Source organism: Hyphomonas sp. BRH_c22 (assembly GCF_000961795.1).
Lineage (GTDB): Bacteria > Pseudomonadota > Alphaproteobacteria > Caulobacterales > Hyphomonadaceae > Hyphomonas.
Genome location: NZ_LADU01000124.1, coordinates 18412 through 35911, shown reverse-complemented (window position 1 = coordinate 35911; position 17500 = coordinate 18412). Strand labels below are relative to the sequence as shown.

Sequence of the window (17500 nt, the reverse complement as noted above, 5' to 3'; positions counted from 1 at the left end):
CCGATGGCCCCGCCCGCCGCGCGCGTCCTCGTCTGGGACTGGACCGTCCGTCTCTTCCACTGGCTCCTCGTCCTTGGCATTGTGGCCATGTGGTGGACGGCCGAACAGGGCATGATGGACTGGCACCGCCGCCTCGGCCTCATCCTGCTGGGCCTCATCGTCTACCGGCTCGTCTGGGGCCTGATTGGCCCGGCCACGGCCCGCTTCTCCCGCATGCTCGCACGGCCCACCACGCTCGCGGCCTACCTGCGTGACCTCGCCGGCCGCCGCCACCGTCCCCATTTCGGGCACAATCCCGCCGGCTCGCTCAGCGTCTTCGCCATGCTGGCCGCCCTCGCCACACAGATCACCACAGGCCTCTTCGCGGTGGATGTCGACGGGCTGGAATCCGGCCCGCTGGCCACGCTTGTCTCGTTCGAAACCGGCCGCCTCTTCGCCGACATCCACGAGACCAGTTTCAATGTCCTGCTCGTGCTGGTTGCGCTCCATGTCGCCGCCATCGCCGCCTACCTCTTCCTGCTACGCGACAATCTTGTCCGCCCCATGGTCACCGGCCACCGCCCTGAGGCAAACTTCGCCGCCCCCCAGCCCCCATCACGCGCCCCCTGGCCCCGCATCCTCGCCGCCACCGCCATCGCCCTCGCCGCTATCTACGCCGTCGCCACGCTCGGCGGCTGATACGGCCAGCCCCCTCTCCCCCACTCCACACCCTGCATCCTGCAATCCCTGCGGCCCCTGCCGCAAAACCTGTCCCACACCCTCCGTTCCCGGCGCATAATGCGTGCATCATGCCTTCGCGCCGGGGTAATCTCTACATCAACGCGATTGGCGACGCCCCGCGCTCTATCATTATGATGCGCCGCGCGTTCCCGCATGGGCCGCGCCCGCCCTCGCCTGCGACCTGTCGGACAATATCACGCCGCAGGGCCTCTGCCCCTTCACGGAGCAACGCGCCCCGCAAGGCCCGCACGTCTTCCCGAGCGCGCCGCTGGCGCCGGACACGTCCTAGCCCCCGCCCCCAAGCCGAATTCAGCCCGCACTGCACCGGATGGCCCCCGCCATGCCGGGCGCTGGTGCTGGCTGACGTATCTAGAAGTTCACGCGGCTGGAAACCGCGCCGTCCACGATCAGGTTCGCCCCCGTCGTATAGGATGACAGCGGGCTCGCCAGGAACACGGCCGCATTGGCAATTTCCTGCGGCGTGGCGCACCGGCCCGTGGGGTTGCGCGCATTCGCCTGCTCGAAGAATTCCGGCATGTTGGTCTTCACCGTGTGCCAGATGCCGCCTTCGAAATAGACCATGCCGGGCGACACCGTGTTCACGCGGATGCCGATGGCGGCATGCTGACGGGCAAGGCCCTTGGCCATGTGGATCAGCGCCGCCTTGATCGGGCCATAGGACTCGCCGCGATCAGACTGCGCCGCCGACACGGACGAAATGATCACGAAGGCCGCATCACCGGAGGCCTCCGCCGCCTTGGCCAGCAAGGGCTGCGCCGCCTCGAACGCATTCACCGCGCCCAGGATATCCAATTCGAAATTCTGCTTCCAGGCGGCCTCATCATTGCCCTGCGCCATCGCGCCTGCATTGGAGATCAGGATATCCACCCCGCCCAGCGTCTTGCCCGCGTCGGCAATCCATTTTTTCAGCGCCGCGCCGTCGGTAATGTCCACGGCTGCGCCGGTGGCTTTCACGCCCATCGCCCCCAGTTCCCTCACCGCCTCGGCCACCTGGTCCGCATTGCGCGCGCAGACGGCCACGTTCGCGCCCTCGCCGGCCAGCGTGTCCGCAATCGCCCGGCCAATCCCGCGCGTGCCACCCAGGATGATGGCATTCTTGCCCTTCAATTTCAGATCCATAACCGTTTCCTCCTTGTGTTTTTCGATAGTCCGCACACCCCTCAAAGGCTACGGCGACAGGCGTTCCAGGTTCGCCAGCAGCATCTGCAGGGTCAATTCCCGCGCCCGCTCTGGTGGCTTGCCGATCAGCTGGCCGAGCGATGGCCCGAACAGGCCGACGCCAACCGCCAGCGTCACGCTCAGCAGGATCAGGTCCTCGACCAGATCTGCCGGCAGGTTGGTCTTGGCCATCTTGGTCTGCGCCACTTCCTGCACGGCCTCGCGCACCAGGGTCAGGCGGCTCGTCTCGTCGGTCAGCTCCAGCCAGGCCGCCAGCCGCGCCGCCCCGCGTGTCTCGAAGGCGTCAAACAGGGTCCGCAAGGCCGCCTCGCGCGCGGCTGCCGGATCCTCCTGCGGCACGTTCACGGCCATGATGCCGGCCACCAGGTCTGCGATCATCCGCTCCATCAGCGCCTTCTGGACTGCGTCGATCGAGCCGAAATGGTGCAGCACCGTGGCATTGGCCACACCGGCCGCCTTGGCCACATCGGCCAGCCGCAGGGATTGCGGCCCCTGCGCCACCAGCAGCGATTCAGCCGCCGACAGGATATTGCTGCGCGACTCTTCGGGAGAGCGGCGGATCCGGGGCTTGGGTTTATTTTTTATTGACATTTTTGTCAGTAACACTATGTAGGCACATGAAGCCAGTCCGCATTTCCGTTTCAAGGGCAGTATGCACAATGACGAACAAACGCACACCCGAAGACATCACGATTTTGCCGCGCGATTTCCATTTCGACATGGACGGGGCCCGCGCCGATCACTGGCTCGACGGCAGCCCCGTGGCGACCGCCGTCTTCAATGCCATGTCGCTGACATTCCCTGACGGCGAGCGCCTGTTCATGGATGCCGTCAAGGCCCATCGCGGACAGGTCACCGGAAAGCTGGCGCAGGACGTGAAAGACTTCATCGCGCAGGAAGCCATCCATTCGCGCGAGCATCACATGCTCAACAACATGATCGACCGCGAGAAATATCCCGTCGCCGAAATCGAGGCGGCCATCGCGGAAAAGATCGCCTTCGGACGCTCCGGCGGCCCGATGCGCATGCTGATTGCCACCATCTGCCTCGAACATTTCACCTCCATGATGGCCGACCTGATGCTCGACCTCGAAATTGATGGCGAACCGCTGTTCAGCAAGACCGAGCCCTCGCTCGAGCGCCTGTGGCGCTGGCACGCGATGGAAGAGACCGAGCACAAGGCCGTCGCCTATGACGTCTTCATGGAAGCCACACGCGACTGGTCGCCGCTCAAGCGCTATTTCCGCCGCAGCCTGTCCATGCTGCTCATCACCCAGCAGTTCACGAAGAATATCGCGGAATATGCCAGCATGCTGCTCGTCGCGGATGGCTACGAGCCCGAGGCCGCCCGGCGCACCGTGAAGGACTTCCTCTGGAAGAAGCCGGCCCTGTTCGGCGCGGGCTGGGCCATCTGGCTGTCCTGGTTCAAACCCGGTTTCCATCCCTGGGACCATGACAATCGCGATGTCATGGCCGGCTGGAAGCAGGAGTTCGACATGGTCGCAGCCGAGTAGGGCTCCGTTCGCCCGAGCCGCCCATAGGCCCGTCACAACCGGGATTTCAACAGCCCGTGCCCGGTAATTCCACAAAAGCATCCACAGGGTTATCCACAGCCCTTCAAATCGGTTAGTTTCGGTATCAAAACGAACAGGACTGATTCGGCTCCGCAACTATTAGGGTTTCGGAAACCGGCGTCCGTCACTGATTCGGCTTCACGAAACACGCGTCGCATGGGGCTGGCCAAATGGAATTGAAACGAAACACGATCATGCAGGGCGACTGCATCGACATCCTGCGGCGCCTGCCCGACCAGTCTGTCGACCTGGTCTTCGCCGACCCACCCTACAATCTCCAACTGGGCGGCGGGCTGACACGCCCCGACCAGTCAATCGTCGACGGCGTGGATGATGAATGGGACAAGTTCGACAGCTTCGATGCCTATGACCTGTTCACGCATGAGTGGATGTCGGAATGCCGCCGCGTCCTGAAGGATGATGGCGCCATCTGGGTCATCGGTTCCTATCACAACATCTTCCGGGTCGGCACCGTGCTGCAGGACCAGGGCTTCTGGATCCAGAATGATGTGATCTGGCTCAAGTCGAACCCGATGCCGAATTTCAAGGGCACCCGTTTCCAGAATGCCCACGAAACACTGATCTGGGCCGGCAAGTCCGAAGCCTCGCGCGTCACGTTCAACTATGACGCCCTCAAGGTCTTCAACGAAGACAAGCAGATGCGCTCCGACTGGGTCATCCCGCTCTGCACGGGCGGCGAACGCCTGAAGGACGAAGCGGGCAAGAAGGCCCACCCGACTCAAAAGCCGGAAAGCCTGCTCTCGCGCATCCTCCTCGCCACGACCCGGCCGGGCGATGTCGTGCTCGACCCCTTCTCCGGCACCGGCACAACCGCCGCCGCCGCCCGGCGCCTCGGCCGCGATTTCGTCGGCATCGAGCGCGATCCCGACTATGTCCGCCTGTCCCGCGCCCGCATTGCGGCCATCACGCCGCTGGAAGGCGACATGCTGGAGACCGAGCGCAGCAAGAAGTCCCTGCCCCGCGTCCCGTTCGGCGCGCTCATCGACAATGGCTGGCTGAAGCCGGGCGACCGCCTGTTCTCGCCGCAGCGCCGCTACCAGGCCCGCATCCGGGTCGACGGTTCCCTCACCACGGGCGCCGTGTCCGGCTCGATCCACCGCCTCGGCGCGCATGTCCAGCAGGCCCCGGCCTGCAATGGCTGGACCTATTGGCACTTCGAAGACCCAAAGCGGAACCTTGCGCCGATCGACCTCCTGCGCCGCCGCTACCGTGAAGAAATGGGCCTGAACTAGTCTCGCTCCACTGCCAGCCGGAAGGCCTTGGCAAAGACGGTCGGCAAGCCTTCAACGTCCCGGATGGGTGTCCACACCCCGTCCGGGCGTTTGCCATTCAGGGCGCCGCGCCTGACGCTCAGGGTCAGGGCAAAATGCGTGAACACATGGCGCACCTCTCCGACAGGCTGCCAGTCAGCATCTGCGGGCGGCGCGGCTTCAGGGATTCCGGTCTTTGGCCAATCGGTGCTCGGCAGGGCCAGCATGCCGCCCAGCAGGCCCTTGTCCGGGCGCCGCACAAGCAGCACGTCCTCCCCGTCCACCAGCACGTAGGCCACCCCCTGCCGCACCCTCGTCACGCCCTTCGCAGGCTTCACCGGATACCGTTCCGGCGCCCCTTCCGCCCGCGCCCTGCACAGCTCTGACAGCGGGCAGTTGCCGCAATCCGGACGTGTCGGCGTGCAGACCGTGGCGCCAAGGTCCATCAGGGCTTCGGCAAATTCGCCCGGCCTCTCCGCAGGCACGAGGGCCCGCACAGCCTTGGCGATCACCTTCTTCTCGGCCTGCCACTCGCCCTTCAGCGCCAGCAGCCGTGCGAACACGCGATCCACATTGCCGTCGACAGCTGCAGCCTGCTGGTCAAACGCAATCGCGGCGATGGCCCCTGCCGTATAGAGGCCAATCCCGGGCAATTTCACGAGTTCCGGCCCGGTCTGCGGAAAGCCGCCCAATGCCACCACTTCGCGGGCGCATTTGAGCAGGTTGCGGGCCCGCGCATAGTATCCAAGCCCCGCCCAGGCGCTCATCACCTCTTCATCACGAGAATTTGCAAGCGCCTCCACATCCGGCCAGCGCGTGACGAACCTGTGGAAATACGGCGTCCCGTGCGGGATCGTGGTCTGCTGCAGCATGATCTCGGAAAGCCATATCCTGTAAGGATCAGGGCGGATTCCCGCCGCGCGACCTGCTGGCGAAACACGCCAGGGCAGGTCGCGCGCATGCCCCTCATACCAGGCCAGCAGCCGCTCCGGGAGTGTGGCTAGTTTCGCCTTGGGAACCACGTTCGTCTTTTCCTCGCCATCAAGCCGTGCTTGTCTTGACGAATGGTCACAAGATCAACCCTCGATCCCCTTGAAGAGGCGCGCGCCCGCGTCCGCCTGCGCTATCAGCGAGCGCGCAAGGTGCATCCGGGCATCCCCCAGATCGGCCTCGCGGCGGAGCGGCTCGGCCGCAAGGTCGGCGCGAAGAAGCTCCCCGCCGTGCAGCTGTTGCAACGCCGGTGGCGAGAGATCGTCGGCGAGAAGCTCTACCCCTTCTGCCGCCCGGAAAAGATCACTGGCGGCAAGGACGGCCGCGTTCTCACCCTGCGGGTCATTCCCCAGGCCGCCCCGCTGGTACAGCACCAGGTCGAGACGATCCGGCAGCGCGTGTCGGTATCGGCCGGCGGCGACATTATCGCCATCAAGATCGTGCAGGGCGCCCTGGCCACAAGCGAGCCTGCCAGGCCACGCCGGCGGCCCGTTCCCCTCACCAGTGCCCAGCGCAGGCAACTGGAAGACAGCGCCGCCAGAATCGAGAACACTGCCCTGCGCGCGGCGATTGTTGCATTGGGGGCAGCCGTGCTAACCGCAGACGATCCCGCTTCGCCCACGCCGGATACCGGTCCGGCCAAATAGCCAATTCCATGTGAAGGCCCCTCAAATGGCTCTTGTTTCCCGCCCCTCCGCTCTCATCTCGGTCCTCGCTCTGATGATCGCCGCCTGTGGCAATGCAACAGGTGATGACAAAACGCCGACGCCCGCTGAAACAACTGTTCCCGCCGTGCTGGGCCACGTGAAGGGCGCCGAGGATGCCCCCCTGACGGTGATTGAATACGCCTCGCCGACCTGCTCGCACTGCAAGCATTTCCATGACGATGTCATGCCCATGGTCGAAGAGAAGTTCATCTCGACCGGCAAGGTGAAGTTCGTTTTCCGTGAATACCCGCTCAATGACATCGACGTGGCGGCCTATGCCATGGCCAACTGCGCCGGCGACGACAGGTTCTTCGATGTCCTCGACGACCTGTTCGAACACCAGAATGACGTGTTCGACGCATCAAAGGACGGCAAGCTTGAAGCCCTGTTCCTCGATATCGCAGCCCGCCACGGCATCGCCGACAAGAAGGCCTTCGATGCTTGCCTTGCCAACCGTCCGATTCGCCAGCGCATCGCCGACACCATGATGACGGGTGACAGCTTTGGCGTCAGGGCCACCCCCACATTCATCGTGAATGGCCAGGTCAAGGTGGCGGACGGTGACGTGCACTCGGCGGACGCCTTTGAAACCTATCTCAATGCCGAGCTGGAAAAGCTGCCTCAATAGGGCCCTTGTACGGCATTAACGATTTGGCAACCAAGACGACTCAATTCTTAACGCAAAGGTTATGATGATGGAACGCATCTCCAGACGAACCGCTTTGGCCGCCCTGTCGGCGCTGGCGCTTGTTGCCTGTGGCAATGGCGAAACCCCGGGCACGGCCGCAAAGAGCGGAGACGATCCTGCGAAGATCGGCCACGTCATTGGCTCAGCCGATGCGCCGGTCACAGTGATCGAATACGCATCGCCCACCTGCCCCGCCTGCAAATATTTCCACGATACGGTCCTGCCCGAAATCAAGGAAAAGTACGTGTCCACCGGCAAGGTGCGCTTCATTTTCCGGGAATACCCCATCCACGATATCGACGTCCCGGCCTATGCGATGGCGCTTTGCGCGGGTGACGACAAATACTTCGACGTGCTGGACGACATTTTCGAACACCAGAGCGGCATCACGGATGCGGCCCGCAATGGCGTACTCAAAGCCGCCCTGGTCGCCATCGGCGAACGTCACGGGATCAATGGCGAAGCAGCCTTCGATGCCTGCATGGCCGATGAATCGATCCGGAAGCGCCTGAAAACGACCTATGACGAGGCCCAGAAAGACGGCGTCGACAGCACACCGACCTTCATATTCGACGGCGAGATGGCCCGTTTCGAAGGCGACATTCGTTCACCGGAGGGCTTTTCCGCAAAGCTTGACGGGCTTCTCGCAAACGCGGCAGGACAATAAGGATATGAGGCCGGCATGCAGATAACAGAACTCCGCATCGCCGGCTTCAAGTCGTTCGTCGATCCGCAAACCATACCCGTAGAACCGGGTCTGACGGGGATCGTGGGACCGAACGGCTGTGGCAAGTCAAACCTGCTGGAGGCCCTGCGCTGGGCCATGGGCGCAAGCTCTGCCAAGGCCATGCGCGGCGGCGAGATGGATGACCTCATCTTCTCCGGCGCACAGAACCGCCCGGCGCGGGAAACCGCCGAAGTCACACTCGTTCTGGATAATTCCAAACGCACGGCACCGCCTGAATTCAACTCGTCTGACACGCTCGAAATCGTCCGGAAGCTGCGCCGGGGTGCCGGCACATCCTACAAGCTCAACGGGCGCACGGTGCGCGGCAAGGACATCCAGCTCCTGTTCGCCGACGCATCGACCGGCGCCAACTCGCCAGCCCTCGTCCGCCAGGGGCAGATATCCGAGCTGATCGGCTCGAAACCCCAGAACCGCCGCCGGATTCTCGAAGAAGCCGCCGGCATTGCAGGCCTCAATACCCGGCGCCATGAGGCGGAACTGAAACTCAACGGCGCCGAGTCGAATCTCGAACGCCTGACGGAAGTTTCCGCCGAAGTCGAACGCCAGCTCGCCAGCCTCAAACGCCAGGCCGGCAAGGCCCGAAAGTACCGCCGCCTGTCGGACGAGATCCAGGCCCTCGACGCCCTCGTCGCCCATCTGCGCTGGACCGAAGCCCGTATCGCCTGCGAGATTGCGCGCGAGAAACTCGAAGAATCCCGCCGCGCCGTAGAAGACCTGACCCGCCAGGATGCCGTGTGCGAACGCCAGCGCATCGAAGCCAGCGAAGGCCTGGGACCGCTCCGCGAAGCCGAAAGCGTCGCCTCGGCCAAACTTGGCCAGGCCCGGATCGCGCTCGCCAGACTCGAAACCGAGCGCAAGGTCGCTGCCGATGCCCTTGCGCGGCTCGAAGCGGAAGCCGCGCGTCTGGTCGAGGACCTTGAACGCGAACAGGCGGCGAAGACCGAAGCCGAAGCCGCCACCGATAACGCGCGGCATGAACTTTCTGCCTTGCCGGTGATGGACGAAGCCCGCAATGACGAGATCGAGGCCGAAACCCGCGCCGCGCTCGAAAATGCCCGCGCCCGCCTCGCAGCGGCAGAAGAAGCGGCAGACGCGGCGCAGGGGCAACTCTCCGAAGTGCGTGCCCGCCGCAAGGCGTCCGAAGAAAACGTCGGTGCCCAGACACGCCGCCGCGACCAGATCACGGCTGAAATCAATCGCCTGACCAGTGACATGGCTGGCCTGGAAGACGCCGTTTCGCTGGTACGCAAACTGAAGGACGCCAAGGACGCCGAAACGCTGGCAGAGACGGCCCTGCGCGATGCCGAGACTGCAGTCGAGGCCGCCGAAGCAAGGCTTCACGAAACCCGGGAAGACGAGGCCCTTGCGCAACCGCCGCGCGATGCTGCCGACAAGGATGTCCGCGCACTGGAAGCCGAAATCGCGGGATTGCAGAAACTGCTGCGCAAGGCCGATGGGCCCAGCGCGCCGCCCGTGATTGACCGGATCCGCACGAAAGACGGTTACGAAAAGGCTGTCGCTGCCGCATTGGGAGATGATATCGAGGCCCCGACCGACCGGAACGCCGCCATGTTCTGGAGCGGCGCAAGTGCGGCCGCCCAGGCCCTGCCATCGGGTGCGACGGGCCTGAACGCATTTGTCGAGGCCCCCTCCGAACTGGCCGCGCGCCTGTCTCAGTGCGGTGTTGTCAGCGCATCTGATGGCGCCCGGCTCATGGCGGAGCTCAAGCCGGGCCAGCGCCTCGTGTCGCGCGAGGGACACCTCTGGCGCTGGGACGGCTTCACACGCACACCGGACGCTCCGGCAAGCGCAGCGGCTCGGCTGGAGCAGCAGGCCCGGCTGGAAGCGGCATTGGCCGAGATCGAACCTCTGCGGGCCCGTTTTGAACATTGCACGGCGGTTCTGACCAGCGCCCGCGACGCGCGCCTCTCGGTCGAGGAATCGCTGCGGGGATTACGCCAGGCCATTGCGCCATCGCAACGCGCGCTGAGTGAAGCGCGCACCCGCGTGACGGAAGCCTCGCAAGCCTCTGAACGCGCCGCGATGAAGCGCGACTCGACCGGCGAAGCCCTCGACCGTGCCAAAGCCGACCTCGCTGTGGTGAAGGAAGCGCTCTCATTGATGTCGCCGCAATCGTCTGCGGATGAGGAAGCCTCGCTGGAGTCCCGCCTCACGCAGGCGCGTATTCGTGTCACCGAAGCGCGCGATGACGAAATTGAATCCCGCGGGCGCCTGACAGACATCACGCGCGGCCGCGAGCAGGCCGCCGCACGGCGCGCTGGCCTTGAGCGCGACATTGAAACCTGGACAGTGCGCGCCATCGCTGCGGGCGACCGTGTCGAGCGCCTGCTGGAACGCCGCGCCGCAGCTGCAGCTGAAGCGATTGCCGCAAAGGCGCGTCCCGAAGAACTGGCGGCCGAAATCGAAACCATGTCGACAGATGTCGAGCGGCTGGAAAGCGACCGCAAGCGCATTGCAGACCAGCTGTCCGAGAAGGAAGCCACGGTCCGGGAAACCGAAAACGCCGCGCGTCAGGCGGCCATCGCAGCGTCTGAAGCGCGCGAGAGCCTCGCCGGGTGGAAAGTCAAACTCGAAACCGCCGAAGGGCGCCTCGAGGAAAGCGTCGAGATCGCGCGCCATTCGTTTCAGCGCACACCCGAAGGCCTGCTCGCCATTGCCGAGGCCGGGCTGGATGCAGACGAAATGGGAGAATTCACCCCGCGGGATGCCGAGCGCAAGGTCGAAGACCTGCGGCGCGAGCGCGACCAGCTCGGCGGTGTCAACATGAACGCCGAAGAGGAAGCCACCGAACTCGAAGAACGCCTCGGCAGCCAGGTCCACGAGAAGGAAGACCTGAAAGCAGCCATCGCCAAGCTGCGCGAGGGCGTCGATGCCCTGAATGCCGAAGGGCGCGAGCGCCTGCTTGTCGCGTTCGAAACGGTCAACGAGCATTTCAAGGCCCTGTTCACCGCCCTTTTCCAGGGTGGGCAGGCCGAGCTGCGCCTTATTGATGCCGAGGACCCGCTGAATGCCGGTCTGGAAATCTACGCCCAGCCGCCGGGCAAGAAGCTCGGCACGCTTGCCCTCATGTCGGGCGGCGAACAGGCGCTGACTGCCGCCGCGCTGATCTTTGCCGTCTTCCTGTCCCGCCCGGCGCCGATCTGTGTGCTCGACGAGGTCGATGCCCCTCTCGATGACGCCAATGTCGACCGTTTCTGCAACATGCTGAACGAGATGCGCCAGCGCACCGACACGCGGTTCGTGGTGATCACCCACAACCCGGTGACGATGAGCCGGATGGACCGTCTTTTCGGCGTCACCATGCGGGAAAAGGGCGTCTCGAAACTGGTTTCTGTCGATCTCGAAGCCGCCGAACAGCTCGTTGCGGCGGAGTAGCGCAGAGCGTGAACCAGTATATTCAATAAAAACAAGGAAGTGCGTTTCTGCAATCGCGGTTGACTTGCCCTCGCCCCCCTCATAGTTTGCGCCAAATTCGGGGGGTCTCCCCGTCAGCAGGGATTCGCGGCTGCGGAGCGCTAAAAAACATGTCCAGTGAAGGTCCAGACGGCCTTGGTGACGAGATCGCCAAGGCAAGGGCGGCCCGGGCTGAACGTGAAGCGGCAAAGCGACGTGAGACCAGGGCTGACGAAGGAAATCACTCGGCTGGGGCCTACGCCTTGCGATACGGTGCGGAATTCGGCACCTCGGTCTTTGTTGGTGGCTTCATGGGCTACTGGATCGACGTGTTCGCGGGAACAAAGCCCTGGGGCTTGCTGATCATGGGGGCCCTGGGCTTCGCGGCAGGCATACGGGCCATCATACGCGCCTATAAAGAGCTGAATGCTCGGGCGTTGAAACACACACAGGAGCTTGAGGCTCCGGAAGACGGGAATAAGGACGGATGAACCTGTTTATGCCTAGCGTCGCACTGGATCCGATCCACCAGTTCAAGATCACGAAATGGCTTGAGTTCAACGTCGGCGGCGTCGACCTGTCGTTCACGAACGCATCAGGCTTCATGGCCCTGGGCGTGATCCTGACCATCGCCTTTTTCGGCATTGCCGCGTCCAAGGGACAGCTGGTCCCCTCGCGCGTGCAGTCGCTTGCGGAAATCGGCTACGGGTTCGTCGCAGACATGGTACGCGGAGCGGCCGGTGAGGAAGGCCTGAAATTCTTCCCCTTCGTGTTCACGCTATTCTTCTTCCTTTTCTTCGCCAACATGATCGGCATGGTACCTTATGCATTCACCACCACCAGCCACATCATCGTGACAGGCGCCCTCGCGCTGCTGGTGATCTCCATCGTCATCGGCTTCGGATTCTACAAGAACGGCTTCAAGTTCCTCAAACTGTTCGCACCATCGGGCGCCCCATGGCCGATCTATATCATCCTGATCCCGATCGAAGTCATCTCGTTCTTTGCCCGCCCGCTGACCTTGTCCCTGCGCCTGTTCGCCAACATGCTGGCAGGACACATCATGCTGAAACTGTTTGCCGGATTTACGGTTGCTCTGATCGCTGCCGGCGGCGCCTATGTGATCATCGCGCCGTTCGCGTTTGCCATGGGCGTTGCCCTCAACGCCCTCGAACTGCTGGTTGCGGGCCTTCAGGCATACGTTTTCGCCATTCTTACCTGCGTTTACCTGAACGACGCGTTCCACCCCGCGCACTAGGGACCCACTTCGCCGGTGCGGCCACATGGCCTCACCAAACCGCTTGACGCCGCAGACGGAACACGCTTCACGAGCGGCACTTTGTAGAACTACAGCATTCCCATAAGGAGATCCCCATGGAAGGCGATATCACCCTCGGCCTCAAATACGTTGGCGCAGGCCTCGCAACGCTCGGCATGATCGGTGCCGCTATCGGTGTGGGTAACATCTTCGGCTCGTTCCTCGACGCCGCCATGCGCAACCCATCGGCTGCTCCCCAGCAGACCGGCAACCTGTTCATCGGTATGGCCCTTTCCGAGGCGCTCGGCATCCTGTCGTTCCTCGTTGCCATCCTGATCCTCTTCGTCGTCTAGGCAGAACCTGCTTTTTGGGGCCGGCGGCCGTGTCGCCGGCTCCCACGACTGGACACGAAACCGAGGATTTTCCGATGCTGATCGCATTGCTTGCAGAAACTGCGGCCCAAGGGGCAGAACACGGCACGGACGGCAAAGCGCCGTTCCCGCCGTTTGAAACCTGGCACATGCCATCGCAGCTGTTCTGGCTGGCGATCCTGTTCAGCATTCTCTACCTCGCCATGTCACGGGTCATCCTGCCGAAACTGTCGGACACGCTCGAAAAGCGCTCTGACCGTATCGCGTCCGACCTTGACCAGGCTGGCCGCCTCAACGATCAGGCAACCGAAGCGCAGCAGGCACTTGAACTGCGCATTGCGCAGGCCAAGGCGAAGGCGCGCGAAACGTCCGACAAGGCCCGGGACAAGATGAACGCCGAGATGGCGGCTGAGACGGCGCGGGTCGATGCAGAGCTCGAGAAGAAACTGGAAGCGGCCGATGCGCGCATTACCAGCCTTCGCGCGAATGCCATGAAGAACGTCGAGCAGATTGCCGTCGATGCAGCTGACGTGATTGTGGGCCGCTTCGGCGTGTCGGCCACCAAGGCCGAACTGAAAAAAGCCGTCACGGCGGCAATGGAGTAGCCAGATGCGGACGATGAAACACCTCATCCTTTTGAGTGCACTTTTCGCGGTGTCATCTCTTCCGGCAATGGCGGCTGAAGACAGCCACGGCGAAGGCTTCATGGGTGGCCTTGCCTATGCGGCGAGCGACCCGGTCACCTTCGTGGCATTTCTGGCGCTGGTCGTTTTCCTGCTGATCGCTGCCCGCATGGGCGCATTCAAAACCGTTCTGGGCGGCCTTGACGCGCGCTCCACCGCGATTGCAGAGGAACTGGAAGAAGCCCGCAGCCTGCGCGAGCGGGCGGCAGAGGCCCTCGCCCTTGCCGAACGCCGCCAACAGGATGCCGACAAGGAAGCAGAGGCCATGATCGATCAGGCCAAGGCCGACGCGAAGCAGATCATGGCCGAAGCCCGCAAGGACATCGCTGACCGCATGGTGCGCCGTGAGGCGCTTGCGGAAGCCCGGATTGCTCGCGCCGAAACCGAGGCAACCGAGCAGGTCCGCCGCGCTGCGGCCGATGCCGCGATCTCGGCGGCCCGCCGCATTCTCAGTGAAGACACCGGTGTTGACCAGTTCGAGTCCGCTGCCCGCGAGATCGACCGCGCCCTCAGCTAGTCCTTCAGAAGCAGATCAAATGAAAAGCGCCGCCGGACATCATCCGGCGGCGCTTTTCATTTCAGGCGAACCCGAATGGCCTAATCGTCCGTATCGTTGATGATCGGCCCCGGCTGCAGCACATCATTCATCAGGGATCGCGGCACCTGGCCCACAGGGCAGGTCACAGTGGCCTGCGAGCCATTGCTGATCGCGGGCATTGCCACACGCATTTCAGGTGAGATGGGCTGCGAGCGGAAGAACCATGCCAGAATCAGCATGCCCAGAATGGCCAGTGAAATGGCCACGATCGTGCCCCAGCTGACAATTGCATCTTCGACGGTTTCCGTCACCGGCGCTGCGGAAGGCCGTGCGGCAGCCGCCGCAATGGTCATGCCTGCAACCGGCCGGTGTCCGTTTCCGTTGGTGTGCCCCTTCAGGGAGGCCGCCGCCAGCGCTGCAGCGCCCTGCGCTTCAGGCGCAGGGGCAGGCTTCATACCAAGCTCTTTTTCGCGTTGCGCCTTCGCGTGGAGCGCCAGCGGGTCATGCGGGTGGGCTGCGAGCCAGTCAGCGCGTTCGTCTTCGTCCTTCGCGCCAAAGCCCATCCATTCGCGAAGGTCGGTGCGGCCGTCATTCGCGCCCAGCGCTTCTACGGCCTTGTAGAAACCGTCAGGCGTCTTGCGCGATGTCATGCCCACGACCGAATGGCGTTTGCCTGTGCGGAAGGGCTCGTAGGGAATTGTCTTGTCGAGGCCCATCTGGACCAGTGTGCCGGGGCGGGAATGCCCCACTGACGCGGCCGCACGCACCCAGTCGCTCTTTACGGCATTCTCTGACCAGAGGACCAGCATGGAGGTGGAGTTCGTCGCGTTGCGGGCGTCCTTGGCATCAAAAGTCTCGTCAACCTGTTTCTGATTGAACCAGACCTTGAATTTGAGGGCGCGAAGCCGCCGTGCGATCAGCTTCGCCGTATCGCGATCTTCGCTCGCGGAAACCAGAAAGACGTCATATGCCATGGGGTCATTCCTGCAACTCTCGTGCCGAGAATAGCAGTCCGCTGCCCCTTGGCCACCCAATTCCGCTTTCAGGCGACAAAACTCCCTGTTTTTCACTGCGAAATAGCGCTAAGGCCGCGCTCAGACAGTTAAGAAAAGGAGGCCGGAATGGGCTTCAAATGCGGAATTGTGGGCCTGCCCAATGTGGGCAAGTCCACGCTTTTCAACGCCCTGACGCAGACAGCTGCCGCGCAGGCCGCCAACTACCCGTTCTGCACGATCGAGCCGAATGTGGGTGAAGTGGCCGTTCCCGAGCCCCGTCTGAACGAACTGGCAAGGATTGCCGGATCGAAGGAGATCATTCCGGCGCGCATGAACTTTGTCGATATTGCAGGTCTGGTTGAGGGCGCTTCCAAGGGAGAGGGTCTCGGCAACCAGTTTCTCGCCAATATTCGTGAGACAGACGCCATCATCTACGTGCTGCGCTGCTTTGAGAACGATGACATCACGCATGTGCGCGGACACGTCGATCCGATTGCAGATTTCGAAGTGGTCGAAACCGAACTCATGCTCGCCGACCTGGAAAGTCTTGAAAAGCGCAAGGTCGGCGTCGAGAAGAAGGCCAAGTCCGGTGACAAGGACGCCAAGGCGCAGGTCGCGCTGATCGACCTGGCCCTTGCCGAACTCAATCAAGGACGCCCCGCCCGGAAAGCCAAAATCGCCAAGGATGATTTGCGCGCCTGGAACATGCTGCAGCTTCTCACGTCCAAGCCGGTCCTGTTTGTCGCCAATGTCGACGAAGACAGCGCCGCCACGGGCAATGCGCATTCCGAACGGGTTGTCGCCCGCGCCCGGGAAGAAGGTGCCGGCTGCGTGGTCTTTTCCGCCCAGATCGAAAGCGAGCTCGCCCTGCTCGACGAGACGGACCGCGCAGAATACCTGGCGGCGCTTGGCCTCGAAGAACCGGGTCTGACGCGGCTCATTCACGCTGGCTACGACCTGCTCGACCTGCAGACCTACTTCACGGTCGGGCCGAAAGAGGCCCGCGCCTGGACCATACGGCGTGGCTGGACCGCGCCGAAGGCTGCAGGTGTTATCCATGGCGACTTCGAAAAGGGGTTCATTCGCGCCGAAACCATCGCCTTTGCCGACTTTGTCGCGTCGGGCGGGGAAGCCGGCGCCAAGGAAGCCGGCAAGATGCGGGCCGAGGGCAAGGAATACATTGTCCAGGACGGCGATGTCCTGCACTTCCGGTTCAACGTCTAGGAAACATGCGTTAGATGGCGACCGGGGCTTGCGGTGCGGCTCCGGTTTCACTAGACGACTAGCTTGCGCTGGAGAGGTGGCCGAGCGGCTGAAGGCGCGCCCCTGCTAAGGGCGTATACGTTAACGCGTATCGAGGGTTCGAATCCCTTCCTCTCCGCCACTATTCCGCCCCTGAAAATCCCATAATTCCCAGAATACACTGGTTTTTATGCGCGCCGTTGCGCCCATTTGCATGCGTCCTGGCTTGTTTTGCTGCACAATGACGGAGTGAACGTGTGTCGATCTTCATGCTTGGCGGCCTTTACCAGCTGAGACGACGGGTACCGCGCCGCTATGGGGCATTGTCAGGAGAACCGGGCTTGAGATGACCAATCCAAGTGTTTAGCCTCAGGAGATGGCCAAGAACCCGTTTCGCTACTTCAAGACTTCGCCCGAGATCATCCAGCTAGCCGTACTCATGTATGTCCGATTCCCGCTGTCCTTGAGGAACGTTGAAGACCTTCTTCACGAGCGCGGCATCGATGTCTGCCACGAAATCATCCGTCTCTGGGTTGATCGGTTCGGCACATACTTTGCGCATAAGATCAGGAGGCGGCGCTCAGAGTCGATGAGAAGTAGCCCCCAATGGTTGTGGCACCTAGACGAGGTCTTCGTAAAGATACGAGGCGAGAGGCATTACCTGTGGCAAGCTGTCGACCACGAAGGCGAAGTTCTCGAATCTTATGTAACCAAGAAGCGCGATAAAGCCGCTGCGTTGAAATTCCTGAAGAAAGCAATGAAGCGCTATGGCAGCCCGCACATCGTCGTGACGGACAAGTGCCCTTCTTACCGGGCCGCGATGAAAGTCATCGGGAATGAACGTCGCCAGGAAACGGCTCGCCATCTGAACAATCGCGCCGAGAATTCACACCTGCCCTTCCGAAGACGAGAGCGGGCGATGTCTCGATTTCGGCGGATGCGAAGTTTGCAGAAATTCGTTTCAGTCCATTCGTCAGTGCACAATCACTTCAACTTTGAAAGGCACATCAACACCAGAACCCGGTTCAAACAAAAACGAGACGCCGCGCTTCGCGAGTGGCGCGATCTTCTTGTCGCATAGCTCCTGCTGCTCCGCGAAAA

Annotated in this window: 18 protein-coding genes and 1 tRNA gene; 15 read left to right on the top strand and 4 right to left on the bottom strand. The window is 62.8% G+C overall.

Translation table 11 applies throughout. The annotated features are described in order from the left end of the window. Positions 1-3: 3 nt before the first annotated feature. Entirely contained in the window at positions 4-678 is a 675-nt protein-coding gene (locus VR74_RS18070) for a cytochrome b/b6 domain-containing protein (RefSeq protein WP_045699150.1), read from the top strand. A 411-nt stretch (positions 679-1089) separates the two neighbouring features. On the opposite strand, the gene VR74_RS18065 is transcribed toward VR74_RS18070, so the two are convergent. Continuing rightward, on the bottom strand, positions 1090-1860 hold the full coding sequence (locus VR74_RS18065; protein ID WP_045699148.1) for an SDR family oxidoreductase: 771 nt from the start codon (positions 1858-1860) through the stop codon (positions 1090-1092). Positions 1861-1908: 48 nt separating this feature from the next. Further along, entirely contained in the window at positions 1909-2511 is a 603-nt protein-coding gene (locus tag VR74_RS18060; protein ID WP_045699146.1) for a TetR/AcrR family transcriptional regulator, read from the bottom strand. 68 nt (positions 2512-2579) lie between these two features. Between VR74_RS18060 and VR74_RS18055 the strand changes: the two genes are divergently transcribed. Continuing rightward, on the top strand, positions 2580-3434 hold the full coding sequence (locus VR74_RS18055; protein ID WP_045699144.1) for a metal-dependent hydrolase: 855 nt from the start codon (positions 2580-2582) through the stop codon (positions 3432-3434). A gap of 230 nt (positions 3435-3664) precedes the next feature. Continuing rightward, the gene (locus tag VR74_RS18050) at positions 3665-4747 is read left to right on the top strand and encodes a site-specific DNA-methyltransferase (protein WP_045699142.1); all 1083 of its coding nucleotides are present in this window, start codon (positions 3665-3667) and stop codon (positions 4745-4747) included. Here the strand turns inward: VR74_RS18050 and VR74_RS18045 are convergent. Beyond that, positions 4744-5787 carry an A/G-specific adenine glycosylase gene (locus VR74_RS18045; protein WP_045699141.1) on the bottom strand — a complete coding sequence of 348 codons (1044 nt, stop codon included), beginning with the start codon at positions 5785-5787 and terminating at the stop codon, positions 4744-4746. The two genes, VR74_RS18050 and VR74_RS18045, sit on opposite strands and share 4 nt — an antisense overlap. Before the next feature lie 42 nt (positions 5788-5829). Between VR74_RS18045 and VR74_RS18040 the strand changes: the two genes are divergently transcribed. The 9 genes from VR74_RS18040 to VR74_RS18000 all read left to right on the top strand — a co-directional run bounded on the left by VR74_RS18040 (position 5830) and on the right by VR74_RS18000 (position 14141). Continuing rightward, entirely contained in the window at positions 5830-6402 is a 573-nt protein-coding gene (locus tag VR74_RS18040; RefSeq protein WP_299951217.1) for a DciA family protein, read from the top strand. Between the two features lie 25 nt (positions 6403-6427). Then, positions 6428-7090 (top strand): thioredoxin domain-containing protein, encoded by a 663-nt coding sequence (locus tag VR74_RS18035; RefSeq protein ID WP_299951215.1) that lies wholly within the window; start codon positions 6428-6430, stop codon positions 7088-7090. Positions 7091-7157: 67 nt separating this feature from the next. Then, the gene (locus VR74_RS18030) at positions 7158-7817 is read left to right on the top strand and encodes a DsbA family protein (RefSeq protein WP_045699188.1); all 660 of its coding nucleotides are present in this window, start codon (positions 7158-7160) and stop codon (positions 7815-7817) included. A gap of 15 nt (positions 7818-7832) precedes the next feature. Continuing rightward, complete coding sequence (gene smc / locus VR74_RS18025; RefSeq protein WP_045699140.1) at positions 7833-11294, top strand: chromosome segregation protein SMC; 3462 nt, start codon at positions 7833-7835, stop codon at positions 11292-11294. Positions 11295-11443: 149 nt separating this feature from the next. Continuing rightward, positions 11444-11803, top strand: coding sequence for an AtpZ/AtpI family protein (locus tag VR74_RS18020; protein ID WP_299951213.1), 360 nt, complete (start codon positions 11444-11446; stop codon positions 11801-11803). Positions 11804-11811: 8 nt separating this feature from the next. Then, complete coding sequence (locus VR74_RS18015; protein ID WP_045699185.1) at positions 11812-12570, top strand: F0F1 ATP synthase subunit A; 759 nt, start codon at positions 11812-11814, stop codon at positions 12568-12570. Positions 12571-12686: 116 nt separating this feature from the next. Further along, positions 12687-12923: a F0F1 ATP synthase subunit C gene (locus tag VR74_RS18010; RefSeq protein ID WP_034737903.1), complete on the top strand. Its 237-nt coding sequence runs from the start codon at positions 12687-12689 to the stop codon at positions 12921-12923. A gap of 74 nt (positions 12924-12997) precedes the next feature. Beyond that, on the top strand, positions 12998-13546 hold the full coding sequence (locus VR74_RS18005; RefSeq protein WP_045699183.1) for an ATP synthase F0 subunit B: 549 nt from the start codon (positions 12998-13000) through the stop codon (positions 13544-13546). A 13-nt stretch (positions 13547-13559) separates the two neighbouring features. Then, positions 13560-14141, top strand: a complete 582-nt coding sequence (locus VR74_RS18000; protein ID WP_299951207.1) for an ATPase — start codon at positions 13560-13562, stop codon at positions 14139-14141. Positions 14142-14221: 80 nt separating this feature from the next. Here VR74_RS18000 and VR74_RS17995 read toward each other — a convergent pair whose 3' ends face one another. Then, positions 14222-15136 carry a toll/interleukin-1 receptor domain-containing protein gene (locus tag VR74_RS17995; RefSeq protein ID WP_045699139.1) on the bottom strand — a complete coding sequence of 305 codons (915 nt, stop codon included), beginning with the start codon at positions 15134-15136 and terminating at the stop codon, positions 14222-14224. Positions 15137-15283: 147 nt separating this feature from the next. On the opposite strand from VR74_RS17995, the gene ychF reads away from it, so the two are divergent. The 3 genes from ychF (at position 15284) to VR74_RS17980 (ending at position 17480) form a co-directional block, all read left to right on the top strand. Then, the gene (gene ychF, locus VR74_RS17990) at positions 15284-16381 is read left to right on the top strand and encodes a redox-regulated ATPase YchF (RefSeq protein ID WP_045699138.1); all 1098 of its coding nucleotides are present in this window, start codon (positions 15284-15286) and stop codon (positions 16379-16381) included. 70 nt (positions 16382-16451) lie between these two features. Continuing rightward, a tRNA-Ser gene (locus VR74_RS17985) sits at positions 16452-16541 on the top strand. A 234-nt stretch (positions 16542-16775) separates the two neighbouring features. Next, positions 16776-17480, top strand: a complete 705-nt coding sequence (locus VR74_RS17980) for an IS6 family transposase (RefSeq protein ID WP_045699137.1) — start codon at positions 16776-16778, stop codon at positions 17478-17480. Positions 17481-17500: the final 20 nt, after the last annotated feature.